17 protein-coding genes and 2 pseudogenes are annotated in these 25738 nt (G+C 67.7%); 12 read left to right on the top strand and 7 right to left on the bottom strand.

Annotation, left to right across the window (positions count from 1 at the left end):
• Window positions 1-56 precede the first annotated feature (56 nt).
• Entirely contained in the window at window positions 57-3149 is a 3093-nt protein-coding gene (locus tag LL946_RS10680; RefSeq protein ID WP_404380455.1) for a BTAD domain-containing putative transcriptional regulator, read from the bottom strand.
• 84 nt (window positions 3150-3233) lie between these two features.
• On the opposite strand from LL946_RS10680, the gene LL946_RS10675 reads away from it, so the two are divergent.
• From LL946_RS10675 to LL946_RS10655, 5 genes are read left to right on the top strand one after another with little or no spacing between them, the layout of a single operon-like run.
• Window positions 3234-3635 (top strand): hypothetical protein, encoded by a 402-nt coding sequence (locus LL946_RS10675; RefSeq protein ID WP_404380453.1) that lies wholly within the window; start codon window positions 3234-3236, stop codon window positions 3633-3635.
• Entirely contained in the window at window positions 3635-4348 is a 714-nt protein-coding gene (locus tag LL946_RS10670; RefSeq protein WP_404380451.1) for a DUF4386 domain-containing protein, read from the top strand. Before LL946_RS10675 ends, LL946_RS10670 begins: the two co-directional genes overlap by 1 nt.
• Before the next feature lie 5 nt (window positions 4349-4353).
• Complete coding sequence (locus tag LL946_RS10665) at window positions 4354-4980, top strand: hypothetical protein (RefSeq protein ID WP_404380449.1); 627 nt, start codon at window positions 4354-4356, stop codon at window positions 4978-4980.
• Window positions 4977-5942 (top strand): NAD-dependent epimerase/dehydratase family protein, encoded by a 966-nt coding sequence (locus LL946_RS10660; RefSeq protein WP_404380447.1) that lies wholly within the window; start codon window positions 4977-4979, stop codon window positions 5940-5942. Before LL946_RS10665 ends, LL946_RS10660 begins: the two co-directional genes overlap by 4 nt.
• Entirely contained in the window at window positions 5939-6802 is an 864-nt protein-coding gene (locus tag LL946_RS10655; RefSeq protein WP_404380445.1) for an SDR family oxidoreductase, read from the top strand. Before LL946_RS10660 ends, LL946_RS10655 begins: the two co-directional genes overlap by 4 nt.
• A 171-nt stretch (window positions 6803-6973) precedes the next feature.
• On the opposite strand, the gene LL946_RS10650 is transcribed toward LL946_RS10655, so the two are convergent.
• Window positions 6974-8206 (bottom strand): MFS transporter, encoded by a 1233-nt coding sequence (locus tag LL946_RS10650; RefSeq protein ID WP_404380443.1) that lies wholly within the window; start codon window positions 8204-8206, stop codon window positions 6974-6976.
• A 203-nt stretch (window positions 8207-8409) separates the two neighbouring features.
• Between LL946_RS10650 and LL946_RS10645 the strand changes: the two genes are divergently transcribed.
• Both LL946_RS10645 and LL946_RS10640 read left to right on the top strand, forming a co-directional pair.
• Window positions 8410-9333, top strand: a complete 924-nt coding sequence (locus LL946_RS10645; protein ID WP_404380441.1) for an NAD(P)/FAD-dependent oxidoreductase — start codon at window positions 8410-8412, stop codon at window positions 9331-9333.
• A gap of 762 nt (window positions 9334-10095) precedes the next feature.
• Window positions 10096-10680 (top strand): helix-turn-helix domain-containing protein, encoded by a 585-nt coding sequence (locus tag LL946_RS10640; RefSeq protein WP_404380439.1) that lies wholly within the window; start codon window positions 10096-10098, stop codon window positions 10678-10680.
• A gap of 47 nt (window positions 10681-10727) precedes the next feature.
• Here the strand turns inward: LL946_RS10640 and LL946_RS10635 are convergent, their stop codons facing one another.
• Genes LL946_RS10635 through LL946_RS10625 form a run of 3 tightly spaced genes read right to left on the bottom strand, consistent with a single transcriptional unit; the run spans window position 10728 to window position 14915 of the window.
• Complete coding sequence (locus LL946_RS10635; protein WP_404380437.1) at window positions 10728-11531, bottom strand: ABC transporter permease; 804 nt, start codon at window positions 11529-11531, stop codon at window positions 10728-10730.
• Window positions 11528-12427 carry an ABC transporter ATP-binding protein gene (locus LL946_RS10630; protein ID WP_404380435.1) on the bottom strand — a complete coding sequence of 300 codons (900 nt, stop codon included), beginning with the start codon at window positions 12425-12427 and terminating at the stop codon, window positions 11528-11530. Before LL946_RS10630 ends, LL946_RS10635 begins: the two co-directional genes overlap by 4 nt.
• A 58-nt stretch (window positions 12428-12485) precedes the next feature.
• The gene (locus LL946_RS10625) at window positions 12486-14915 is read right to left on the bottom strand and encodes an MMPL family transporter (RefSeq protein ID WP_404380433.1); all 2430 of its coding nucleotides are present in this window, start codon (window positions 14913-14915) and stop codon (window positions 12486-12488) included.
• On the opposite strand from LL946_RS10625, the gene LL946_RS10620 reads away from it, so the two are divergent.
• The 3 genes from LL946_RS10620 (at window position 14884) to LL946_RS10610 (ending at window position 19189) form a co-directional block, all read left to right on the top strand.
• Window positions 14884-15552: a response regulator gene (locus LL946_RS10620; protein WP_404380431.1), complete on the top strand. Its 669-nt coding sequence runs from the start codon at window positions 14884-14886 to the stop codon at window positions 15550-15552. The two genes, LL946_RS10625 and LL946_RS10620, sit on opposite strands and share 32 nt — an antisense overlap.
• Before the next feature lie 126 nt (window positions 15553-15678).
• Entirely contained in the window at window positions 15679-17046 is a 1368-nt protein-coding gene (locus tag LL946_RS10615; protein ID WP_404380429.1) for a sensor histidine kinase, read from the top strand.
• A 1-nt stretch (window position 17047) separates the two neighbouring features.
• A complete protein-coding gene (locus tag LL946_RS10610; RefSeq protein ID WP_404380427.1) occupies window positions 17048-19189 on the top strand; it encodes a sensor histidine kinase in 2142 nt (713 codons plus the stop codon).
• On the opposite strand, the gene LL946_RS10605 is transcribed toward LL946_RS10610, so the two are convergent.
• Complete coding sequence (locus LL946_RS10605; protein ID WP_404380425.1) at window positions 19123-19479, bottom strand: response regulator transcription factor; 357 nt, start codon at window positions 19477-19479, stop codon at window positions 19123-19125. The two genes, LL946_RS10610 and LL946_RS10605, sit on opposite strands and share 67 nt — an antisense overlap.
• Window positions 19480-20866: 1387 nt before the next feature.
• On the opposite strand from LL946_RS10605, the pseudogene LL946_RS10600 reads away from it, so the two are divergent.
• Window positions 20867-21980 (top strand): annotated as a pseudogene (locus LL946_RS10600) (IS1380 family transposase); the annotation flags it as partial.
• 241 nt (window positions 21981-22221) lie between these two features.
• Here the strand turns inward: LL946_RS10600 and LL946_RS10595 are convergent.
• Window positions 22222-22968, bottom strand: a pseudogene (locus LL946_RS10595) (ZIP family metal transporter).
• 606 nt (window positions 22969-23574) lie between these two features.
• On the opposite strand from LL946_RS10595, the gene LL946_RS10590 reads away from it, so the two are divergent.
• Entirely contained in the window at window positions 23575-25329 is a 1755-nt protein-coding gene (locus tag LL946_RS10590; RefSeq protein WP_404380423.1) for a recombinase family protein, read from the top strand.
• Window positions 25330-25738: the final 409 nt, after the last annotated feature.

The following is a 25738-nucleotide window of genomic DNA, read 5'->3' as shown; positions in this document are numbered from 1 at the left end:
ATCCAGTCCCGCTGACAGCCATCATCGTCCACGGGCTCCTCGGCCCATGTCACAGCTCAAGCTGAGGGCGGAGAGGCTCGGTTCTCGCGTGGGACGCCGCGGGTCACAGGGGCCACGGCGCTGAGCGCATGGCGGACCTGCTGACCATCGACCCGGTCGCCGGGCCACACGGTGCGCACCGATGCGGCCACCGTGTCCGCCTCCTCGAGCCGTGAGCGCGCCTCGTCCGGATGTCCGTCGCGCACATCCGCCGCAGCCAGTGCGTCGAGAGTCAGTACCTCCACCACCGGATCTGCGGCCGAGCGAGCACGGTGCAGCAGCCCCACCAGCTCTCCATGGGTGCCTGACGCGTCACCGCCGACAAGCAGGGTGATCATGAGGAAGTCGGCAAGAAGGGCACCGTCACCACCCCCGGCCGTCGTGAACCAGGCCACGGCCCTGGCGACCTGCTCCCGGGCGGTGGCGAGATCCCCCGCATCCCGCGACACCTGCGCGAGTCGGGTGCGAGCCAGTGCCACGGTGCGGGCGTCACCACACCCCTGCCCCAGGGCGATCGCCTTCAACAGGCTGTTGGTACTGCCGGTCGGGTCACCGGACTGTTGCTGAACCCGCCCGAGGTTCAGCCGGTGATGCGCCTGCGCGGCGTCGAACCCCGACGCGGCGGCCGCTTCCGCCGCGCCAGCGAGGTGCACGGCCGCCTCGGCATATCGACCCTGAGCCTGCGCCAGCTCCCCGAGGAGTCCTGCTGCGTGCCCCAGCGCCCAGTTGTCCCCCAGTGGACGAAGCAGGGCGAACGCTCGGTCGCAGGCAGCCTCTCCGGCGACGATGTCCCCGGTGGCGATGTGCGCCCACGCCGACAAGAGCCAGCTGACGCCCTCTTCCCAGGCCAGGGTCAAACGGGTCAGGTCGCCTCGGCACGCATCGAGGAGCGCCAACGCGTCCGCCGCACGACCACCCTGGGTATGGACGAACGCCAAGTAGAGCCGCGCGACGGCGCCGGCCCGGTCGTCCCCAACACGGATGGCGTCCTGGAGGTCAGAGGCGGCGCGCTCAAGGTTGCCCCCGGACGCCTCGAACCAGCCACAGAGCGTGAGCCCGGCCGCCTGCTCTTGGGCACTGGGTGAGGCTGCCGCCAAGGCGGCGCGCACCCTGTCTGCGCCCTCGACACCGGCGCCCAGGACCGCCCAGGTCCATCCGAAGCCAAGGGCGATTTGCACACCCTGATGAGGGTCATGCGCTGCGCACCAGGCCAGCGCTGAGTCGATGTTGGCGCGCTCGGTCCGGGCGAGGTCGAGGTGTTCGGGTTGCGCCGGGCCGCGCACCCCGATGTTGGCGCGGTCCGCGGCGGCGGCCAACCAGTCGGCGTGAGCGGCGGCAGCCGCTTCGGCTAGTCCTTCTTCGTGCAGGCGTTCACGGCTGAAGGCGCGGACGCTGTCCAGCAGGTGGTAGCGGGCCGGACCGCGGGAGCGGATGTCGGCGGTGGCCAAGGAGCGATCCACCAGACGGGAGATGATGTCCAGCCCGGCGTCCCGAGGAACCTGCAGGGCCTCCAAGACAGCCTCAAGGGCGGTCAGCGGCGCGCCCCCGGTAAACGCGGCCAACGCCCACAGACCGCGCTGGTCGTCGGGGAAGAGCAGGCTGTAGCTCCACTCCACCGCTGCTCGCAGGGTGGTATGCCGCGGGGGCAGGCGACTCGTCGGGTCACGAAGCAGTGCGAACCGGTCTTCCAGGCGGCGCGCAATCTCGTGGATGGGCAGGACCTTGGTTCGGGCGGCGGCCAGCTCAATGGCCAGGGGCAGCCCGTCCAGGGAGCGGCACACCGCTTCGACTGTGGCGGGGCTGTCCTCGTCGGGTTGTTCGGGGCGCTGGGCTGCGGCCCGGTCGGTGAACAGGGCAACCGAGTCGCTCAAGGTGAGCGGCTCCAGGTCGATGACGGACTCGGCGGCGGAGTGCAGGGGAACTTGGCTCGTGGCGAGGACACGCGCGCTGGGGGCCGCCGAAAGTATGGTGCCGACGGTTTCGGCCACGGCTTCGATGACGTGCTCGCAGTTGTCCAGCACCATCAGCACCTCGGTGGCTGCCAGTCGTTCGGTGACGGCCCCTTGGGTGGGGGCGTCGATGGCCAGCGCCTCGCCGATGCTGCGCCACACGCTCACCGCATCCGTGGCGGTCTCGAGATGGGCCAGCCATGCACCCCCGGGAAGGTCCGACCGGCTGGCCACCTCCACCGCGAGTCGCGTCTTGCCCACTCCGGCAGGGCCGGTGAGCGTGACGAGACGACGCTCGCGCAGCGAATCTTCCACCCGCTCCAGCTCGCCTTGACGTCCGACGAGCGAGGTCATCGGCGGCGTGACGTTGCCGACCCCAGGACGCGCACGCGATGCCGTCGCTTGCCGCCGAGCGACCGCAAGGGCCGGGTCCTGTGCCAGGACCATCTGCTCCAGGCGCTGGAGCTCAGGGCCCGGGTCGATGCCGAGCTCGTCGGCCAGGAGGAGGCGCACCCTCCTGAAGGCAGCCAAGGCGTCCCCCTGACGCCCCGCCCGGTAAAGCGCCGTCACGAGCAGGGTCCACCCTCGTTCGCGCAGCGGGTACGCGACCACCAAGTCCTCCAGATCGGCCACGAGCTCCTCGGCGGCGCCCAGATCCACCTTCGCACTCAGATGCTCCTCGACCAGGCGCAGCCGGGTCGCCTCCAACCGAACCCGGTACGGATTGGCCCAGACGGCATCGGCGGCCGCTGGCAGGACGTCGCCGTGAAACAGGGCCAGTCCCTGCTCACACACCTCGAGCGCCCCTTGCGGATCAGCTGATGCGCGCAGGCCCACCGCCTGTTCGGCCAACCCCAGAACCTGAATCGCGTCGACGTTCAGCGGATCCACCATCAGCGTGTACCCGGCGTCATCACCGTGCAACACCGACGGGTCGCCCAGAGCGCGCCGCAACCTGGACACCTTTGACTGCAACGTATTCGGCGCTGCAGCGTGCACCTGCGCCGGCCACAGGTCCCCGAGCAACCGTTCGGCGCGCACCGGAGCCCCAGCCTCCAACGCCAGCCGAACCAGCAGCTCCCTCGCCTTGCCCCCCGGAACCCTCGTGACAACGCCATCCCGGCGCACCTCGACCGGACCCAGAACCGCCAGGGTCAACATCTTCGGAGCATACGGCCAGGCCCTTGCCGGAGCGTGTCAGCGAAGTGACAGCACCGCGTCAGCGACCCCAGCAACGCTGCTCCCATGACCCCCGCAGAGACCGACACCCTGGTCCGACAGCTCATCAGCGGCGACCCCGCGGCAGTTGCGGCCATCCTCGCCCGCGCCACCACCTCAACCGAACCGCTCGTACTGACCGCCGCCGCGCTACTGGCGCCCGCCACGCCCGAACTGCTGGACCGGGCGGTCGCTGCTGCCACCGACCGGCTGGACCGACAGCTGACCGCCCTAGCCGCCGCCCACCTGGCCGGCGACCGGGACCGGGTGACCGCGCTGGCCCGCGAGCACCTGCTCGACCACCCCGGCAGCGTCCTTGCCGCCTGGATCGCCGCAGGCGCCACCACGCACGCCGACCACAGCTCCATCCCGTCCGCAAACCCGCTCACCGCCGGAACAGCACCGGCCCCCACCTCGGAGGAAACCTGATGAACCGCAAGCTCACCGCCGCCCTGCTCATCGCGGCCGCCGTCATGACCAACGCCGCTTTCACCGTCCTCGGAACTGTGTTCAACTACCCCGACGTGCTCAAGGAACCCACCGCCGACATCCTGGCCAACTTCCGCACCCACCAAGGCCCGGTCACGTTCTGGTTCGCCGTGATGGCCGTGTCCGCAGCCCTTTTCGCCCCCATCGCCGTCGGCGTCGCCCGTCTGTCCACCCACCGAGCCATGCGCTGGTCCGTCCCGATCGGCATCGCCGCCGCTGTCGTCCAGGTCCTCGGCCTGTCCAGATGGCCGGTCCTGGTCCCGGGCTTCGCCAACGACGCGGCCAGCACCGACCCGACCGTGGCTGCCCACGGACGCGACGCCTTCGAAACCGCCCACTTCATCCTGGGCAACGTCATCGGCGAGACCCTCGGGTACCTGTTCACCGCGACGTGGACCGTGCTTGTCCTGGTGGCGCTGCACCGGACCCTTGCCGGTCGCTGGTTCACCGCGCTGGGAGCCGTGTCCGCGATCCTGATCGCCGCCGGCGTCCTGTCTCCTGCCAACCTGCCCCTCATCGACACCGCCAACTTCGTCGGCTACGTCCTGTGGAGCGTCTGGCTCGTCGCCTTCGCCGTGCTGCTCCTCCTGCGAGAGCCCCGCCGCACGGCCGAGCTGTCGCGTGACGCCGACCTCGTCCAGGTCCAGGGCTGATCGCCATGACCACCATGACGACCAGCTCACCCGATCACACAGCGTCGCGGAGCAGGGCACTGAGCGCCTGGCTGCGGTGGACGTTCGGGTTTCTCGCCTTCCCCCTCGCCGGCCTCGCCGGAACCGCAGTCGCCGGCCGCGTCGACAGCCCCTGGGCTGCGCTGCTCGGCGGGTTGGGCGCCGGCGCAGTGCTCGGCCTGGGTCAGTCCTTGCTCAGCTCAGGTCGCCTACCGATGGCGCGGTGGACGGCAGTCACAAGCACGGGCATGGGCGCTGGGCTGCTCCTAGGTGCAGCAACCGTCGACTACGGGACGTCGATCGGTGACCTTGCCGTCATGGGCGCCCTGAGCGGCGCGGTGCTGGGCGTCGCCCAGGCCGTCACGCTGCCTCACCGAACCCGGTCGCGATGGGTCTGGGCCGTGGCCATGCCGGCACTCTGGGCAATCGGCTGGTCGGTGAGCACCCTCGTCATCGGCGACGCCGTCCACGAGCAGTTCACCCTCTACGGCGCCAGCGGAGCCATCACCGTCAGCGCCCTCCTCGGAGTGCTGCTGCACCTCCTCCTCCCGGTGTCGACCACGGGCCGGACCCCCACCCCACGTGCCACCCCCACGACCGGAGACCCGTCATGAGCCCCACCTCCCCCCGACACCTGATCTTCGGCACCGGCGCCATCGGCCAGGCCACCATGGAGGCCCTGCATGCCCGCGGTGAGTCCGTCCGCATGGTCAACCGCAGCGGCCACGCACCTGTCCCAGAAGGGGTGGAGGTCGTCGGCGGCGACGCCAGCGACCCTGCCTTCACCACCGCCGTGGCCGACGGTGCGCACGTGGTCTACCAGACCTTGAACCCGCCCTATGACCAGTGGGCGCGCCTTTTCCCCGCCCTGCAGGCCGGGGTGCTGGCCGCGGCCCAGGCCCACGGAGCGCGCCTGGTCAGCATGGAGAACGTCTACATGTACGGGCGACCCCATGGCCGACCCTTGACCGAGGACCGCACCCACGACGCCCACACCCGCAAGGGTCTGCTCCGCTCGCGAATGTCTCTCGCTCTCCTCGAAGCCCACGCCGCGGGCAGGGTCGAGGTGACCATCGGCCGAGCGTCGGACTACTTCGGCCCGCGCGGTGGAGCGCAGTCAAACCTCGGGGACCGCGTCTTCCGCGCCGTGCTGACGGGTCGTGCCGCGACCGTGCTGGGCGACCCGGACCAGCCGCACACCTACACATTCATCCCCGACATCGGCGAGGGCCTGGCCGTGCTCGGTGAGCACCCGGAGGCGCCGGGGCAGGTGTGGCACCTGCCCAATGACCCCGCCACCCGCACGACACGCGAGCTCGTCGACGTGGTGCACCGGCTGGCGGGACGGCCGCGAGCCCGGGTGCGGCAGGTGCACCCATTGCTGCTGCGCGCCGCCGCCGTGACCAACTCGACTGTGCGCTCCCTGTTGGAGATGCAGTACCAGTTCGACGAGCCGTTCATCGTGGACAGCACCCGCATCCTCACTCGGCTGGGTGCCCGTGCCACGCTGGTCGAGGACGCCCTTGGGAAAACCCTCGCGACCTACCTGCACCCGACAGCCAGGACCACGCCATGACGCACACCGGTACCGACCGCATGGCTGGGCGCACCGTGGTGGTCACGGGCAGCAGCGGCGGCATCGGCAGGGCCACGGCCCAGCGCCTGGCACAGATGGGCGCCACCGTCGCTGTGGTCGGGCGGGACCGGATCCGGACCGAGGACGCCGCAGGCCAGATACGTGGCGCGACGCGGAGCAACGTGCACGCGTACACCGCGGATCTGTCCTCTCAGACCCAGGTCCGACGGCTGGCCACCGAGCTCCTCGACACCCTCCCCCGCATCGACGTCCTCATCAACAACGCCGGTGGCTACTGGAACACCCGGCACGTCACCGACGACGGCCTCGAGCGCACCTTCGCCATCAACCACCTCGCTCCCTTCCTGCTCACCTCCCTTCTCCTGGAACGGCTGAAGGACAGCTCTGACGGTCGGGTCGTCACGGTCTCCTCCAACGCGGAGTCCATGGGGAGCATCGACTTCGACGACCTCCAGGGCGAACGGAGCTACTCCGGTGCCCGCGCCTACAACCAGTCCAAGCTCGCCAACGTCCTGTTCACCCACGAGCTCGCTCGCAGGCTCCAAGGGACTTCCGTCACCGCGAACGCGTTGCACCCCGGGGTGGTTCGCACCGCGTTCGGCGTCGACGACCCCGGTCGCGCCCAACGCGTGTTCGTCCCCCTCGTCCGCCCGTTCATGCGGACACCCGAGCGGGGCGCAGCAACGTCGGTGCTGCTCGCCTCCAGCCCGGACCTGAACGGTGTCCAGGGGCAGTTCTTCCGCAACGGCAAACCGAAACGCTCCTCGAAGTCCAGCTACGACCAGGACGTGGCTGCCCGACTCTGGCGAACCAGCGCGGAGCTTGTGGCCCCGCTCTGAGGTCCGGATGGCGCGGTCATCTGGTCGAAAGTCGCTGCGGTGCTGGCCTGGTGTGGTGCCGTGCGGCGGCGGAAGGACCGGTTCATCGCCTCCGTGGTTCCGGCCGGCATGCGATGCCTGCAGCGGGTGTCAGTGCCGCCCCTTGCACTGTTGCTGCGACCCGGACGAGCCTCAGCGCACGCCTTTGACAGGGAAGATCGCCGCTGCGGCGAGCAACGCGCAGACCCCGGCGACGGCATATAACATCGCGTAGCTGCCCCCACTCATGGCGAGGATGGCCGGCGCGACGGCCGGCGCGACAGCGCTGGGGAGAGCACCTGCGATGTTCAGTACACCGAGATCCTTCGCGGCGGTATCGGGGTCGGGAAGCACGTCCACGACGAGGGCGAGGTCGACGGCCATGTACATGTACATTCCATGCCGACGAGGAAGCCGTTGAAGCTGCTGGCCGCGGCGATGAAGAACGTCGCCGCGCCGTAGATGGCGGAGGCGATGACGACGAAGGCCTTCCGCCGTCCCGTTCGGTCTGACAGCTTCCCGGCGAGCAAAGAAGGAGCAACCAGCACGACGGACTGGACCAGGGTTCCCAGGAAGACCTGATGCGGCACAGCGTCCTCGGCGTTCCCGAGGTGGTCCAACAGGTAGTACGCCTGATAGGTGACCAGGAAGGCGAAGGCCAGGACGAACATGAACCGGCTGGCGAAAGCCCACGCGAAGTCCGGGCTGCGGCGGGTCGACCCAGAAGGTGATGGCCAGCTCCCGCACCGACCACGGCGGCCTGTCCGCCCGGTCCAGTCGACGGTCCGGCATTGTGATCGCGAAGAGCACGATGAAGAAACCGCCGAGGGCGCAGGGCACAAGGAACATCGCGAGCATGTAGCCGCTGAACAGCTTGACGAGGAACGTGCCCGCCACGGACGCGACCGGAAGGCACACTCCGAGAACGCCCGCCACCATGCCGCGCTGGGTGACCGGCACCCGGTCCGGCAGCACCGCGACCATCGTCGCCAGCAATGCGTTGAACCCCAGTTGTGCCACGCACCATCCCAGCAGCACCAAGGGGATGGAGGGTGCCAACGCGACGATGAGGACACCGACGGAGCCGGCTACGAGTCCGGCCACGATCCACGGCCGGCGCATGCCGAGGTGCGAGGTGGTCCGGTCACTGAGCTTGCCGAAGAAAGGGTTGGCGACCACTGCCACGGCGGCACCGATACCGGCGACGAGCGCAAGGCTGTTTGGCGCACGGTCGAGCCCGACGAGCGAGTTCACCTTCAGGGCCAAGGTCACCAACAGCGGTGCGAGGAACACCAAGCAGGTACTTGTGTAGGCCAACGTGTAGAGCAGGAGGAAACGCCATCCAACGTCGGGCATCGTGGCGCGGTCCGGCTCCGCCGTGGCCACGCCAATGGCGGTGCTGTCGGATTGGGTCGGGACGATGCACCCAGTGTGCTCCGACCCCGCTGCCCTGCCGGGCCGTTTCGCAGTAGTGTCCTCGCCCGCTCGAAGTGCGAACGAAAGGGTGCCACCGCGCACCGCAACGGAGCGATTTCCCGGAAACGGCAACGATTCGCGCCAGTTCGCGTTCGTCGGTACACCCTTGCGGCATGAGCGATTTCGACGTAGTAGTGATCGGTGGCGGTGCCGCCGGACTGTCCGCAGCCCTGGTTCTGTCTAGAGCCGGCCGCAAGGTCCTTGTGATCGACTCCGGCACCCCTCGCAACGCGCCGGCGGCCCACATGCAGGGGTATCTCTCGCGGGACGGTATGCCGCCTGGCGAGTTGGTGGAGGCCGGCCGCAAGGAGGTGGCTGGGTATGGCGGGCAGCTGCGCGACGGCGTCGTGACGGGTGTCGTTCCGTGCGGCAAGACCGGGTTCTGGGTCCTGCTCGAGGACGGCACCAGGGTCCTCGCTCGGCGTCTGCTCGTGGCCACCGGGCTGCGCGACGAGCTCCCCGCTATCCCTGGCCTAGCCGATCGGTGGGCACGCGATGTCCTGCACTGCCCGTACTGCCACGGGTGGGAGGTCCGCGATCGTCGGCTCGGCGTTCTGTGGAACGGCCCGGAGACTGTCCGCTACACCCAGATCGTGCGGCAGTGGGCCGACGACGTCGTCCTGTTCGTACCCGCCAACACCCTGACCACACTGAACCGTTCGCAATTGGTGGCGCGAGCCATCGGCATGGTCGAAGGAGAGGTTGCCGAGATCCAGGTAGAGGACGACCGCCTCACTGCTGTCCGGCTCACCGACGCTCGGTCCGTTGCGCGTGACGCGCTTTTCGTGCCACCCCGGTTCCTCCCGAACAATGAGCTACTGCTCGGACTGGGCGCCGACATGGACGCGCAGGGCTTCGTGGTCACCGGTGCCTACGGCGCCACCAGCGTGTCCGGCCTCTGGGTGGCGGGCAACATCACCAACCCCCGCGCGCAGGTCATCACCGCCGCTGGCGAAGGTTCCGCAGCCGGCATCGCCATCAACGCCGACCTGGTCGACGAGGACGTCCAAGAAGCAGTCCGCGCCTTCCACCTCTGATCTCACTGACCACACGTCCCATCCCCACCGATCCCAAGGAGCAACCATGCCCAACCCCACACCCCCGTCCGCCCCGGCACCCGACCCGCAAACGCCGCCGCGGGTCGGGCCGCCCACAAAGCACCAGCTCGCACTGATGATCTGGGTGGCCGTCTTTCCCACCTTGAGCGTCCTCAACCTGGCGCTGGGCAGTTGGCTGGCGGGCGTGCCATCAGTCGTTCGCACTCTCGTCCTGGCCACCCTTGCAGTACCCATCGTGATCTATGGGCTGATGCCCCAACTGCACAAGGTGCGAATGCGCCTCATCACTGGCCCCGTCCGCGGGATAGATCTTCGGCGGTGACCCTGTGCCCAAGTCTCGTGCGCATCCCTCATCAAGGGCTCACGACGGGAGTGGTCATGTCGGCTTCATGCTCGGGGTCCTCATCCGAAGTTCCACTGCGGCCCTCGTCGCACATCTCATCTACGCCTTCGTCGCCCCACGCTCCTGACCTTCCTCGCCATCAACCAGAAGTGATTCGTCGACCTGGAACCGTGGCTTGACCCAACTTCAGTCAGGACGCCCTGTTCCGGGGCGGCTTCAGGGGCGAGCAGTGGGCCCGGATCGCCCTCACGACCTTGGTCTGGCTGGTTGTGCCGCTGGGCGTCGGCGTCCGATCACTGGTCCGATCCGAGGTGAAATAGAGCGATCGCACTCCGGCGCCCGGTCCCGTTAATGGCAATGCACGTTGCCAGGAACGGAACCCATGGTGAACTGACCGCATGGACAGCGCGTCGGCAATCAATGCTGCACTGGCCGACGTCGGCCCCCGACTCCGGCGGGTCCGAGCTCAGCGGGACATCACCTTGACGGAGTTGGCGACCGCAACCGGCATCTCCAAGAGCACTCTGTCGCGGCTGGAGACTGGGCAGCGCAAGCCCAGCCTCGAGTTGCTCCTGCCTATTGCCGCCGCGCACAGGATCCCGTTGGACGAACTGGTCGGCGCCCCCGAGGTCGGCGACCCCCGGGTTCGCTTCACACCTCGCAAGCGCAACGGCCGCACCGTGGTTCCGCTCACCCGCCAGCCCGGCGGCATACAGGCATGGAAGGCCGTCATCCCGCCGGAGGCAGGCGAACCGGAGCTGCGTAGCCACGAAGGCTACGAGTGGCTGTACGTCCTCGCCGGGCAGGTGCGCCTCATCCTGGCCGACCACGACATCACGATGGGACCGGGCGAAGTTGCAGAGTTCGACACCCATCTGCCTCACTGGTTCGGTGCGGCCGGTGACCAACCCGTGGAGGTCCTGAGCCTGCTCGGTAGGCAGGGTGAGCGCATTCACGTCCGCGCCGCGCCGCGCAAGCGCTGACACCCGGAGTCATTTGACTTCGGCATGCACTACGCGGCGCAGGCCGACTACTTCACCTCGGCTCTCATCACGAACCCCAGCCCCACGGCCATGGGGATGAGCAGCCACGTGATGCCGGTGACGGCGATGTTGGCCCACTGCTCGCCGGTCAGGGCTTGGTCGAAGACGAACAGTCCGCTTTGCGCGAACTGGATGTCGACCCAGGGCTGCAGGTCGTGGAACCACTGCTGGCTGGTAGCCAACAGGCCGCTCATCGTCGGGAGCACGAACGTCAGGATGAAGTAGGCCACCAGAGCTGCCGTCGATGAGCGGATGAGCACACCGAGCATGAACCCGACCAGGAGGCTGAGGACCATGCCGAGGACGTAGTACAGACACTGCGTGAACGTCACGTCCCACACGAGGGCGGTCCCGGTCACGGCGGCGCTCATCAGGTTCCCGAGCGCCCCGACGGCGAAGGTCAGCACCATTGCGGCAATGGCGATGAGGACGGAGGAGATCGACTGGGCTGCGATGATCCGGCCGCGGTGTGGGATCAGGGTGAACGTTGTGAGTCCAGTGCGCTGGCTCCATTCGCTGGTGACCGCGAGGATCGCGATGAGCGGCAGGATGATCGCGACGGGGAAGCGGATGGCGGTGGCAAAGGTGGAGTAGGTGAGCTCGTCGTTCGGGGCCCACAGGATGACACCGGCCGTGGCCAGGACTGCAGAGATGGCGATGCTGGCGATGAGCCAGAAGCCGGACCGGGTGTCGAACATCTTGCGCAGTTCGACGGCGGTGATCCGAGTGAGGGGGATCGGTCGGGCGACGGTTCGTGGGAGGTGGACGGTGTCAGCGACGATGGCGGTCATTTCGGGACTCCTTCTCGCTGGGTGGTGGAGGTGAGCTCGAGGAACATCTCCTCGAGGCCGGCGCCTTCGGCGGCACGCAGTTCGGTGAGCGCGACCCCGGCTTGGAGGGCGACCTTGCCGACCAGGCTGGTGTCGGCTTCGGTGCGGAGGCCGCCGTCGCCGGTGGGGTGTGTGGTGAGTCCCCACTCGGTCATGGCCAGCTCGAGATGGAAGATGTCCTCGGCACGGACGATCGTCCCGGCTTCGTGCAGGAGCACTGCCTTGGTTCCCTGGGACACGATCCGACCGTGACCGATCATGACGATGTCGTCAGCGATGACCTCGATCTCGTGGAGCAGGTGCGAGGAGAGCAGGACGGTGCCGCCGCGGTCGGCATACCCACGCAGCAGGTCACGCATCCATCGGATGCCAGCGGGGTCCAGCCCGTTGGCGGGTTCGTCAAGGATGAGAACCTCCGGGTCGCCCATCAGCGCGGTCGCGATGCCGAGGCGTTGCCGCATCCCTAGCGAGTAGTCGCCGACCCGCCGAGAAGCCTCGTGCGGGGTGAGGCTGACGATCTCCAGCATCTCCTCGACCCTGGTCCGGGGCAGGCCCATGAACCGCTGGGCCAGGGCGAGGATCTCGCGGCCCGTGCGCCCGGCATGCTGAGCGGAGGCGTCCAGGAGCACGCCGACCTCGAGGCCGGGATTGGGCAGGTCGACGTAGCGGCGTCCGGAGATGGTGACGGTCCCCGATGTTGCACGGGTGAGGCCGACCATGATCCGCATCGTGGTCGACTTTCCGGCGCCGTTGGGACCCAGGAATCCGGTCACGCGCCCTGTTCGGGCAGTGAAGGTGACGTCATCGACCGCGGTGAAGCTTCCGTACTCCTTGGTGACTCCTTCGACGGTGATCACGGGCTGACCTCCTGCTGAGACGCGGTGCGTTGAGGACTGCGCATGTCGCTCACGTCCCCTACGCGCCGGCGCCAGCGCCCGCCGGCACCGGGGCCGTCGGGACGAGGGGCTCGGGCGGTGTGGTGTCATCGTCGGGAGTGACCTCAGAGCCCTCGACGTGGATGTTCGGCAGCAGGCGGTCGAGCCAGCCCGGCAGCCACCAGTTGCGGTCGCCGAGCAGTTCCATCGTGGCCGGCACCAGCACCATGCGGACGATGGTGGCGTCGACGAAGACTGCTGCGGCCAGTCCGATTCCGAACATCTTGCTGAAGACGTCCTGGCCGAGGACGAAGGAGACGAACACGGTGATCATCACGGCGGCCCCGGCGGTGATGACCCGGGCGGACTTGGCGAGTCCATCGGCCACGGCGACAGCGTTGTCGCCGGTCCGGTCGTACTCCTCCTTGATCCGGGACAGCAGGAACACCTCGTAGTCCATCGAGAGCCCGAAGAGGATCGCGAAGATCCCGACAGGCAGCAGGATCGGGACCGGCGTGGCCTCCGGGATGCCGACCAGGTTCCCGAGCGGTCCCCCGCTGACCGCGAGCGTGAGGACGCCGAACGCCGCCGCACTCGCCAGCAGGTTCATGATCACGGCCTTGAGGGGGACCACGACGGACCGGAACACCATCATCAGCAGCAGGAACGAGACGAGCAGCACGCCGCCGAAGAAGAGGGGCAGCCGTTCTGCGACGCCACGGGTGACGTCGAGGTCCGATGCCACCATTCCGCCGACGGCGACGGTGAGCCCGGTGCCCGAGGTGATGTCCGGGATGGCCGTGTCGCGCAGAGTGTCGATCAGGTCCTCAGTGGCCTTGTCCTGGGGGGAGGTGGTGGGCACCACCGTCAGTACGGCGGTGTCACCGGCAGCGTTCACCAGGGCCGGGGAGACCGCCGCCACGCCATCAACCTCGGCCAGCTCCTTGGCCACCGTGTCGGTCGCCGCGCGCAGTTCGGTGCCGGCCGCCCCTTGGACGGTGAGCACCATCGGTGCGGAGAAGCCGGGGCCGAACCCCTTCGCGATCAGGTTGTAGGCCTGGTGCGTCGTGGAGGACTTCGGGTCGTTCTGGGCATCGGGGGTGCCGAGGTGTATGCCGAGCAAGGGAGCCGCCAGCGACAGGAGGACAGCCAGGCCACCGATAGCGGCGATCCATGGCCGGCGCTGGACGAACCGGCTCCAGCGGTACCAGCGTGTGGTGTCGTAGGCGTGCTGGTTCCTGGCCACGAACGGCACGTGCAGTCGTTCGATGTTGCGTCCGGTGAAGCCCAGCAGTGCAGGCAGCAGTGTCAGCGACGCGGTCATGGTGACCAGCACGAACAGCGACGCGGTGAAGGCGAAGCCAACCAGGGCCGGTTGTCCGACCAGGAGGATGCCCAGCATCGCGACCACGACGGTGAGGCCGGCGAAGACGACCGCTCGGCCGGCCGTCGCGATGGCGTTCAGGGTCGCCCGGCGTGGGTCTCGTCCTTCGGCGAGGCTGCTGCGGTACCGCGTGACGATGAGGAGCGCGTAGTCGATGCCGACTCCGAGGCCGACCATGGCCGCGGTGTAGGTCGCCCAGTCGGGGACGTCCAGCACACGGCGGAGCAGTTCTCCCAGCGCGACGGACATGCCAAGGCCGAACACTGCGGTGAGGAGCGGCAGCCCCATCGCCACCGCAGAGCCGAAGATGAACAGCAGGATCAGGGCCGCGGCGCCGAGACCGATGCCTTCCCCTCCGGCGGGCGGGGTCTGGGACCGAGTTGCGACCGGGCCGCCTGCCTCGACCCTGAGGGTGTCGTCGCCGGCGGCGACGACTGGTTCGACGAGCGCCTTCGCCTCCGCGGGGGTGTACTCGTCTGCGGTCTTGTCGAGCGCAACGAGGGCGTATGCCGTGGTGCCGTCGCGCGAGATCTGGCTGGCGCCGCCTTGGCTGAAGGGGCTGGCGACGCCCGTCACGTGGGGGTCAGTGGCGACGTCGGCGAGGATGTCCTCGGCCCGCGTGCGGACCGCGGCCGAGGCGAAGCCGCCTTCGGAGTGGAGCACGACCTGCAGGGTGTCGCCGGACCTCTCGGGGAATTTGGCTTGCAGTGTCTGTGAGGCGGTCTGCGACTCGGAGCCGGGGTGGAGGTAGTCCGCCCTGGCCTCTCCGCCGAACGAGCTCGCGAGCGCGAAGGCTGCGGCCACCGCGGCGATCCACAGGACGACAACCAGACGGCGCTGTCGGTAGCACCAGTCGGCTAGCTGTACCAACATGTCGGACTCCTTCACTTGACCGTCCAGACACACCCGGTCGGGTAGGTCCCGCGGTTCAAGATCGACGCTACGAACCGGGCGGCTCCACCACGATGAGGTGAGCAGCACAACGCCGGGGCCTGACCCCACCGCAAATGCGGACTGGCCCACCGCAGTGCGAGTGGTCGCTACAGTCGAAGGCATGCCGCTTCGCGTCGTCGTCGCCGACGACAACTACCTCGTTCGAGAGGGCGTATCGGCACTGCTGGCCGAGGTCGAAGACATCGAGATGGTCGGAACCGCGACCGACTTGGACTCCCTCATGAGAGCAGTGGCGGAGCACCTACCCGACGTCGTCCTCACCGACATCCGCATGCCTCCCACTCACACCGTCGAAGGAATCACGGCGGCCAAACGCATCCGGGAAGCACACCCCAGCGTGGGGGTGGTGGTGCTCTCGCAGTATGTCGAGGAGGACTACGCCTTCTCACTGCTGGCCCACGGAGCTGCAGGCCTCGGCTACCTGCTCAAGGAGAGGGTCGGCGATCTCGACGAGATTGCGCATGCCCTGCACGAAGTGGCTCGCGGCGGGTCGGTGCTCGACCCGCTGGTCGTCGAAGCCCTCTTGGCCCGGCGGGCAGCCGACGGTCCCCTGCTCGGCCTGACCGACCGCGAGCGTGCGGTGCTTCACGCGATGGCCACCGGTCGCAACAACGCGACCATCGCGAAGACCCTCTTCCTCAGTGACCGCGCCGTGGAAAAGCACATCGGCTCGGTCTTCCAGAAGCTGGGTCTGGGTGACGAGCACGAGGTCAGCAGGCGGGTGATGGCCGTTCTGGCCTACCTCGAGGCCAGCGGCGCGAGTCGCTGAGGAGTTCAGGCGTTCAGGCGTTCAGGCGTTCAGGCGTTCAGGCAGGTCAGATCATTACGGCTGTCCCCACCCTCAGGGTGCGGAGAAACCCCTGCTCGCGCTGCGCGAGGAGGAGCACACTGAACCATGAGGCCGCGCCGTCTGCTCCGAGGACTGCACCGTGGCGTTGCGGGCGAGCTGCTCGTCCTCCTCGGCGTGGCCGGGTTCGTGGTCTGGGTCTACGTGGTCGTCGTGCTGGGCGGTGGGGCCCTGACAGGCCACACCGCCTCCCCGAGCGTGCCGCTGTCAGTGCTGGCAACCACCGTCGTCGCGTTGTCGTTCGCGCGTGTGCAGGCTGCGCTCGAACGTGCCACGGTCAGGTGGGGGCTGGGAGTCTCATCGCCTTACGACGTGCTGAGCCACTTCTCGAACTCCGTCTCCAGCGCGTCGGCGAGCGAGGAGCTACCGGCCACGATGGCGATGCTGCTCGCACAAGGAACCGGGGCGAAGTGGGCGCAGGTGTGGGTGAATGTCGCCGGGCGCGTGACCCTGGCCGCCACCTGGCCTCCCGATGTCGACGAGGATCGGACGCCGCCGTCCCTGGGACTCGAGAACCTCGCCGTGACCAGCGAGGGTGTGCGTACCCTGCCGGTGCGTCACGGCAGCCAGCTCCTGGGGGTGCTCCGGCTCCAGGAGCGCCCTGGTCTGGCCCTCACTCTCGTTGAGGAACGGCTCTTCGCCGGTCTCGCTGCCCAGGCCGGCCTGGTGCTCAAATGGGTCGGGCTTCGGGCCGAGCTCGACAACCGTCGGGCGGAGCTGCTGGTTCGCTCCGAGGAGCTCAAGGCTTCTCGAGAGCGTCTGATCGAGACCCAGGATGCCGAGAGGATTCGCCTTGAGCGCGACCTCCATGATGGCGCGCAGCAGCATCTGGTGGCCCTGACTGTGAACCTTCGTCTCGCGCACACCATCGTCAACCGTTCGCCGACGCGTGCTGCTGCGCTGCTCTCCGAGCAGGCCGTCGCCGCGCAGGTGGCGATCGAGACGCTCTCGGCGCTGTCCCGCGGGATCTACCCACGCCAACTGGCCGACCACGGCTTGGGCGTGGCGCTTCGGGCCGCTGTCGCGGGTGGCGTCATGCCGGTCAACATTTACACCGACGGCTTGTCGCGCCCACCGGCACAGGTGGAGGCCGCGCTCTACTTCTGTTGCATGGAAGCCGTGCAGAACGCCGCGAAGCACTCTGCGGCAAGTGCGGTATCGGTGCGGGTGGACGAGGGCCCAGACAGCTGGCAGCTCACCGTCACCGACAACGGCACCGGCTTCGACCAGACACGGGCGGCAGGGGCATCCGGGGCGGGCCTGGCCAACATGCTCGACCGCCTGGACGCGGTCGGTGGAACGGTCAAGGTGGAGTCGTCGGGGGGCACTGGCACGACCGTGACTGCCCTGGTGCCCCGGACCGGAGACGTCGTGGCTGCTTGCGACCCGGCGCTGGTCCCTCAGTGGGTCGGGTGACATGCGAGCCCGAATCGCTTGGTGCATCGTCGGACTGACCACGATCGCCGCCACCCTCGACACCATTTTCACCGCCAATCATCGTCCGCTTCTGAGCGAGGTGACGTGGGCCGACCATGGTTGGCCACTGGCCCCCATGGCCGGCGTGGGCTGCGCGCTGATGGGGGCCTTGATCATCTCGCGCTACCCGAGGCACATGTTGGGATGGCTGCTGAGCGCTGCCAGCCTCCTCACGGTGACCCTGGCTGCCGACGCATACAGCCTCTGGGTTCTGGAAGGTGACGGTCCCGGTTCCCCCTACTGGGCTCACGTGATCGCCTGGTCATCGCCGTTGCTGGGCTGGCCGGCTTTCGCTGCGCTGATCATGGTCTTCCTCATCTCCCCCACCGGGCACCTGGCCTCTCCCGGTTGGCGCTGGGCCGTCTGGGCCACGCTTGCCGGTCTCGTCCTGCGCACACTCGGGACACTGACGACGAGTGCCGGGGACTTCGTCTACGCCGACCAGTACGACGGACTCACTGTGTCGACTGTGCTGCTCACCCTCGGATACCTGCTTGTGGCAAGCGGTCTGATCGCGTCAGCCGTCTCCATGGCCCTGCGTCTGCGTGGAGCGATGGACGACGAGCGCCGCCAGATCCTGTGGATCGCATCCTCGGCCGTATTCCTGGCTCTTGGGGTGGTGATCATCCTCGTCCTCCCACGCCTGACGGGTGAGCAGGGAACTTGGCTGGCGGGTCTGCCCATGCGTCTGGCACAACTGGCAGTGCCCCTTTGCGTGGCGGTCGCGGTGCTGCGCCACCGGTTGTTGGAGATCGACCTGATCGCGAACCGGGCACTGATACTGGCCCTGGCCACGGGGCTGGCCGCGCTCGGCTACGATGGGAATGTGGTGGTCATCGGATCCGCGGTGAGCGGAGGGGCCGGTGGTTTCTGGCCGTCGTTGATCGCGACGGCTGTGGTGGCGATAGCCTTCCAGCCGCTGCGGCGCCGAGTGGTGCGGTTGGCGGACAGTCTGGCCTTCGGTGCCGCGGCCGCGCCGTACGAGGCACTTTCTGACTTCAGCGGGCGACTCGGGGAACAGGCAGACCCGGATGCCCTGTTGCCCGCAGTGGCCGAAGCTGCCGCGCGTGCGGTGAATGCACGCCGTGCAATCGTGTCCGTCCATGTGGAAGCCGGGCCGGACCAGGTGGCCGCCTGGCCACCGCTGCTCCAAGACGAGGAGGTCATCGCGCGGGTCGCGATACCGGTCATCGAACACGGGGAACGGCTGGGCAGTCTTGTCGTGGAGATGCCGGCCGGACGCGCTCTGCGTGCGCGTGATCGCAGGTTGCTCGCTGACCTGGCAGAGCAGGCGGGTATGGCCTTTCGCAACGCGCAGCTCACAGCCGAACTCTCCGTCGAGGTGGAGCAGCTCCGCAGGCACACCAACCAGGTCGCCCAGTCCCGGGAGCGATTGATCACTGCGGGCGACGCCGAACGTCGCCGGGTCGAAGGGGCGATCGCGCGACAGGTGATACCGCACCTCGCGCCGCTCCCGGACAGGCTTCGCCAGCTGTCAGAGCCGGATCCGCACGCTCCCACGTCGCTGGGTACCACACAGCTGGCGCCGCTACTCACATCAATGAACACCGCGATGCAGTCGCTCCGTGAGATCACGCGTGGGGTGTTCCCAGCCCAGCTCGCTCGCGCAGGACTCCCCACCGCACTCGGGTCACTCTTGGTTCGACCCGGCGTCCCTGGACCACCGCGCCTGACGGTCGAGGACTCCGCGACTGACCTCCGCTTCGATGCACGCGTGGAGGCGGCAAGCTACTTCTGCGTCGCCGAGGCGGTGCGTGCGTTTGAGTACCCCGTTGCCGTCGTCTTGTCCGTGCACCGTGACCAGGTGCTCCTGAACGTGAGCGGCACCGATGGTGGTGGCTTGTCCTTGGACCACATGCGTGACCGGATGGAAGCGGCGGGAGGGTCCGTCTCAGCGACAAGCCGAGACGGCCGCACCTTCGTCGAGGTCCGAGCGCCGACCTCGCGGATGCTGGCCGGGTCGTGGGACGAGTCGCGGCGCCTGGCACCGGGGGATCACGCGGACGCGGAGGTCCAGACTTCGACGAGCCGGTCTGGCCCGAGCGCCGACTTGGTGACATAGGCCGCCGCTCCACACTCAGCGACGAAGGGCGCACCCGCACCCTCGTCATGCGTCGACAGCAACAACACCACCGGCGGAGACTGTGCCCTCCGTATCCGCCTCGTGGCCTCCATCCCGTCGACGCCCGGAAGGTTCACATCCATGAGCACCAAGTCTGGGAGCAGCACAGCCGCCGCGAGGATGGATTCCTCTCCGGAGGAGGCCTCGCCGACGACCTCGAACCCGGCGGTCTCCTCAACCACTGAGCTCATGGCCCGCAGAAACGGTGGTTGGTCGTCGACCAGCAGCACCCGTACGACAGTCATCTCCGGCACACCTCCTCAGCAGAGTGTGCCGTCATAGGGGCGTGGGATGGGATGGGGCGAGCCGCACTTCCTTGGTACCGGTTGGCCTCAGATGCCGCCACGATATGCATCGCATCGTGGCTGGTGGATCTCCACTCCGCCCAGAGTTTCCGTGGCGATACCGAGCGTTGCAAGGCGATGGATATCGTCCTTTCCTATGCGTAAACGATGGCTGCGCGCGTAGGGGAAGGCTCGCCAGCTGACGCCGATCGAGTACTTGTTTTGGCATGTTGCCGACCGTCACGTTCGTGGCGCGCAACTCTGCACCGTCCAGCAATCCAATCTGCGCCGCGATCTCGATCCATGCATAAGGTCTTGTGCTTCCGCCGTTGAGCAACCTGACCCAGTTCAAGGCTCGCGGCCTGCACACCTTCGCCGACATGCGCCTGCTTTGTAGGGCGAGGACGACGGCCTCAACCGGCCCATCGCCGTCCGCGGTGCTCGCGCACCCTGCGAGGACCCAGTTCATCTGATCACGAATCGGTAACGACCGTCCGTTAGTAGGCCTGCCGGACCCTATTAATGAGGGCCTTTGTATTTCTGCATGGTCCTCGCGAGCCCCCGACGCCTTGTCGGGGGCTCTTTCGTTGCCCGAAGGAGCCCTCCATGCTGTGTCCCAGATCCGACCTCGAGCCAGAGTTTTGCGCTCACTGCCTCGGGCAGCACCTTGATTCGGTCATCCCCCTACAGATCGAATCCTGGGCACGCGCTCAAGCGCGTGTCGACCTCGAAGATGTTTGGGTCGTCGCCTTCGGGTGGGGCGCTTCGACGCTTCGGAGAGTGTGCCGCGAGTGTAGGCAGGCATCTCCGCCCGCCTACCCCGGGATGCGCAGTTACCGTCTCGGGTGCCGGAAGTGCTGCCTGTGAGCGCCGCAACCTCAATGCGTTGGACTACGGGACGCTGTCCGACAGGGAAGCGAGAGCATCCCGACCGCAGTTCGGCCAAAGCCCATGCCAAGAGCCTGCGCGGGGAGCACCTTCGCCCTTACCGATGCACTTCGTGCGGGGCGTGGCATGTTGGACACCTCCCATCAGCCGTGGTGAGAGGAATTGCGACGACGGAAGAGCACTACGGACGCTGGAGCGCCTAGACACGCTCCCGCTGGTAATGCGGCATCTGCAGGCAGGTCGCTCTAGAACCTTGGCCTCGATCCACCGATAGGTCCGGAGCGGTGAGGTGATCCGGCGCGCCGGAACACGAGAATGCCCCTGTGCTGCAACAGAATTGGAGTTCTTCAGACAAAAATTCACGCCGCGCGCAAGGGGCATCTCGTAAGAGAAACTCTCTCACACCCGGACCCGCACCTCCGCGGTCTTTGATGACCCCAACCTCGTGTCGTCCGCCGGACTCGTACCGGTGATGGCCCTGGCGGATGCCGCTGGCCTACGCACGCTAACCGACGAGCGGCTGACGGTGGCCACGGACAAGGGCGCGAACGCCGGCCTGAAGGTCGCCTCGATCGTCGGTGGGATGCTTGCCGGCGCGGACAGCATCGATGACATGGCGGTGCTGCGCCACGGCGGGATGAGCAAGGTCTTCAGCTCGGTGTACGCGCCCTCGACGCTGGGGTCGTTCCTGCGGGCGTTCACCTTCGGGCACGTACGGCAACTCGACGCGGTGGCTGCTCGGTTCCCGCGCGCCCTGGCCGCACGCACGCACCTGCTCAGTCCGGTCGCCGGGCCGCAGGCACCCGCGACCAGTACAACCGGCGAAGTCGGCGGGTAGGCATTGGTCGATGTCGACGACACGATCATCGAGGTCCACGGCCACCAGAAGCAGGGCGCCGGGTTCGGCTACACCCGGGTGCGAGGGCTCAACGCCATCCTGGCCACCCTCACCACCACCGGGCACGCACCCGTCATCGTGGCGCAGCGGCTCCGCAAGAGCTCGTGCGGTTTCCCGCGCGGCGCGGCCCGCCTGATCGGTGACGCCGGTCAAACAAGCCCGCCGCCTGCTCGGCAAGGACCGGGTCGTCCTGGTCCGGATGGACTCCGCGTTCTTCGGCGGCCCCGCCGTTCGAGCCGCACTGGCCGGCGGCGCGGACGTGTCCGTCACCGTGCGCCTGACCGCCGCGATCAAAACCGCGATCGCCGGCATCGACGACGACGAGTGGACCAGGATCGACTACACCGACGCGATCCGCGACGAAGCCACCGGGACGTGGATCTCCCGCGCCGAAGTCGCCGACATCCCGTTCACCGCGTTCGCAGCGCAGAAGAAGAAGGCCAACCAGGTCCCGGGCCGGCTTGTCGTGCGCCGCATCCCCGACGCCAACGCCGAACGGAACAAGGCCGCAGGGCAAGGCACCCTATTCGACGTGTGGCGCTTCCACGCGTTCTTCACCACCACCGACCCGGCCGTGCTGGACACCGTGACCGCGGACAAGGTCCACCGGCACCACGCAATCATCGAGCAGGTCCACGCCAAGAACGCCTGGACCCACCTGTTCACCCTCGGCTGCGGAGCACCAACCGCGACCGCACGGACCTGACCACCCCGCCGGCAACGGCACGAACGACACCCCACGGACACCCCGGCAGCAAGGCCGGGGCGATCACCCGCGCCCTCACCCAAAGCTCACCCAGCGAGCCCGATCGCGCCGTCTTCCACCAGCCCATCGGTGGATCGAGGCTTAACGATCGTCACAGACACGCCCGCCCGCTCGGCGAGGGGGTGAGCACTGACGCTTAGGCGTGGCTTAGGACAAACGCGGCGAGAAAGCCTACGGTCGCCGCGAGGCCGGCATACAGGTGCGTCTTCTCGAACGCTTCTGGGATCATCGTGTCGGCGACCATGGCGAGGATGGCCCCGGCTGCGAGGGCCGTAATGGCAGCGATGGTCTCTGGGTTTGCGCCCTCGAACAAAAGGACGCCGAGTAGCCCGGCCAGTCCAGTGGTGACAGCAATCGCCACCCACACCCCGAAGACGTAGCGGGCCGCGCGTCCCGACTCCTTCATCCCTGCCGCGCTGGAAAGGCCCTCGGGCAGGTCGGTCAAGAAAATCGCGGCGAAGACCGGGACCCCGACGCCACCCCCGCCGAGCAAGCTCAGCCCCAAGACGATGGACTCCGGGATGCCATCGAGCAAGGCACCGATCGCGATGGCCGCGCCGCTGCCCGCATTGCCTTCTCCGATCCTTGGATCCCACGCGAACGCTTGCGATGCCTGGCCCCGCGCTTGGCCAGCGCGACGTTGACCGCAACATGAATGACGGCGCCGCCCATGAATCCGGCTGCGGTGGGTACCAGCCCGCCGGTAGCCTCGGCCTCGTCATCGAGGTCGAAGGACAGCGCCGAGATCAGCACCCCTGCCCCGAACGCCATGACGACGGCTACGACGCTGTGGCACCTTGACGAACCAGGCGATGCCGGCGCCGAGGACCAGCGCCCCACCCGCGAGGAGTCCCCATAGTCCGGCTTCGGCCCAAACGGGCATGAGAATCCTTCTACCGTGTCATGGCAGGTCTACCGCAGAAAGTCTGACAGACCCCGACCTAGCAGCGCAGAAAATTCACCCGGCAGTTAGTTGAGGTCGGCTGGCTGCTCACCGGCACGCTGGGTGATCGCCCGGCGACCCGAAGACGGTCAGCACTCCGGGCCGGGAGACGGCGCCACACCTCGCACCTCGGTCCTGAGGGTGCGGTCGTGCGAAGCCGCTTATAAAAGTTCCTAACTCGCTATAACGAGCCCTTACTGGGGGTTATATACCTCCGCCTCGGTCAGGGTGAATGGAAACTGGCGGATCACCTTCCGGTTCATCAAAACGGAACGGACGGCAATCCTCAATACGCTTCTCGACGGTTCTGCCCGGGACTTCTACGGTGTACTCATCCGGGTTCGGTCGTCCAAGGGCTCCGCCGCGGTCGTCATCGAGGATTCGCGCGGCCCGCATCCGTTTTCCGGTGGCGGGGCTGACTCGTACTGATGCAGCGTCGCCGAGCGCTCCCTGTTTGTTGCCTACTTGTCCGTCGCAAGGGAAACCCCTGCCTGCTGCGGGTTGACCGCCCGCAGTGCCTCGTCGGCCTTCGGGGGGTATGAGCGAATGGCAGCGGCGTCTTCCACCAGTGGGCGGGGTGCGGGTTCGGGTGAGGTTTCGGGATCAGGTGGATCCCCAAGTCCTCACCCGTCTGATCGAAGCCCTCTTGCCTCCCGAGCAGCGGGTTCTTTCACTGAAGGTGAGCCGCAGGGCGTCGTGAGCGACCGGGTGCGGGTCGTGACCTACGCGAGGGTCTCGACAGCCGAGCAGGTCGAGACGGGCACCTCGTTGCCCGACCAGCGGCGCCGCCTGGCCGCAGCTGTGACAGCCCGAGCCGCGGTCCTGGTTGAGCACTTTGATGATGCTGGTGTCTCAGGCGTGCTGGACTCCCGACCGGGCCTTGACCGGCTACTTGCCAGAGTCGGAGCCGGTGGTGTGGATGCCGTCATGGCCACCAAAATCGATCGCATCTCCCGCTCGGCGGTCGGCCTGCTCAACCTTGTAGAGAAGCTACGTGAACACGGGTGTCATGTCGTCCTCATCGACGAAGGCCTGGACACCTCCACTCCCGCCGGCGATCTGACTTCTGGCGTGTTGGGTGTCATTGGCGGGTGGGAGCGGCGCCGCATCTCGGAACGCACACAACAGGGCCGCCGCGCTGCCGCCCAAAATGAAGGACGATTCGTTTCTTCCACGCCACCGTTCGGGTATCGAGTCGTGTCAGCGCCCTCCAAGCGAGGTAAACGCTTGGTCACACACGACGCGCAAGCGGACACCATCCGAACCATCTTCCAACGACTGATCGTGGACGGCTCGAACGCGACCACCGTTGCGGCAGAGCTGAACTCGGCGGGTATGAAGCCTGCGCGGGCGTCTTCCTGGTCCGCTGCCTCTCTGCGTCGCTGGACCCTCAGGGAACCGCCACTTCGAGCGGCCTCCGGAATCTGGATCTTCGATGGCATCTCCGTCTCGATCCCAGCGATCCTCACCCAAGCGGAGTCTGCGCAATGGTCAGCTTGGCAACAGGCCCGTACCGGGCCGCAACAGCAGTCCCGGGGGCCCTACCTCTTGTCGGGCGTTCTGCGGATGCCGTGCGGGCGCGGGGCCATGGGGCGAACCGCGGGAACCCAACGCCCGACCTACTCATGCCGGGACCACTACCTACCAACCGCAGATCCCCACCGGCACGGGTCCTGCCTCAACGTCCCGGTCGACGTTGTCGACGCTGCCGTCCTGGAACACGTCAGACACGTACTTGCGGCGCCGCAGGTGCTCGAACACGCCGCCAAACGCTGCCTGCTGGGTCCAGCCCAACCCGAAGGTGAAGCAGACGCGCTCGAAGCCCAGCTCCTGGACCTTGACCAGCAAATCAGCGCAGACTCGGCCGCTCTGCGAGCCGAAGGCCTGAGCGGTCGCGCCCTCGGCGCAGCTCTGGTTCCTCTGCATCGTCAACAGCAGGACATCGTGCGAGAACTGCGCTCTCTTCACCGACGCGCGGCCACGACCGCGCACGTTCGCAACGATGTCCAGCTCGCCCAGCTCGTCGCTACCGCCCGACAGGCACTGAACCAAAACACGGTCGGCACGTGGCGCCCCCTGCTGAGCGTCCTGCACGCAATCGTGACCATTGACGGCTACACCACCTGCAAGCAATGCCAAGGAACCGGATTCCTGCCCCTTGGCTCAGGCGACGGTCGGCGATGGCCCCTTCGTTGCCCCACATGCCTCAAAGGTCAAACCCCCGACCTCACCATCGAACTCGACAACATCATGGCCTTCGTCATCGCCAACCGGATCGGCAAGCTGCCCAGCCCCAAATAACCTTACGGCGAGACCCCTTCGCCGGGCGCAAGGTCGGCTCGATTGTCCCAACAGCCGAGCCGTTTCCGGGTCACACTCATTCGGCATCCCGACCCGGCGTCGGCAGCTCATTCGCCCCCGCGAATGTGCGCGACTGCTCAATTCAATTGATTCCCAACACGTTTCACGTCCGACCCCAAGCACCGGGCGTGTTTGCGTGCATGAGCGGCGGCCTCCATGGCAGGTGCTGTGTCGCCGTCGACAAGCCAGCCGGTGCCGACGACGACACAGCGGCTGTGTCAATGGCCAAGTTGAGGTCCCCGCTGGTGCCAAGTAAAAGTCCCCACTCCTCGCGGTTCTTCAGTTCGTGGTGGGCTGTCACTTGTCCGGGTTCTGGCCTCGCGTATCCGGTAGGACTGGCCGCTAGTGA

Origin of the sequence: Knoellia locipacati, assembly GCF_044791685.1 — a bacterium.
In the GTDB taxonomy this organism is placed as follows: Bacteria; Actinomycetota; Actinomycetes; order Actinomycetales; family Dermatophilaceae; genus Knoellia; species Knoellia locipacati_A.
Note: the sequence above shows the minus strand (reverse complement) of the source record. Positions and strands in the feature narration are given on the sequence as shown.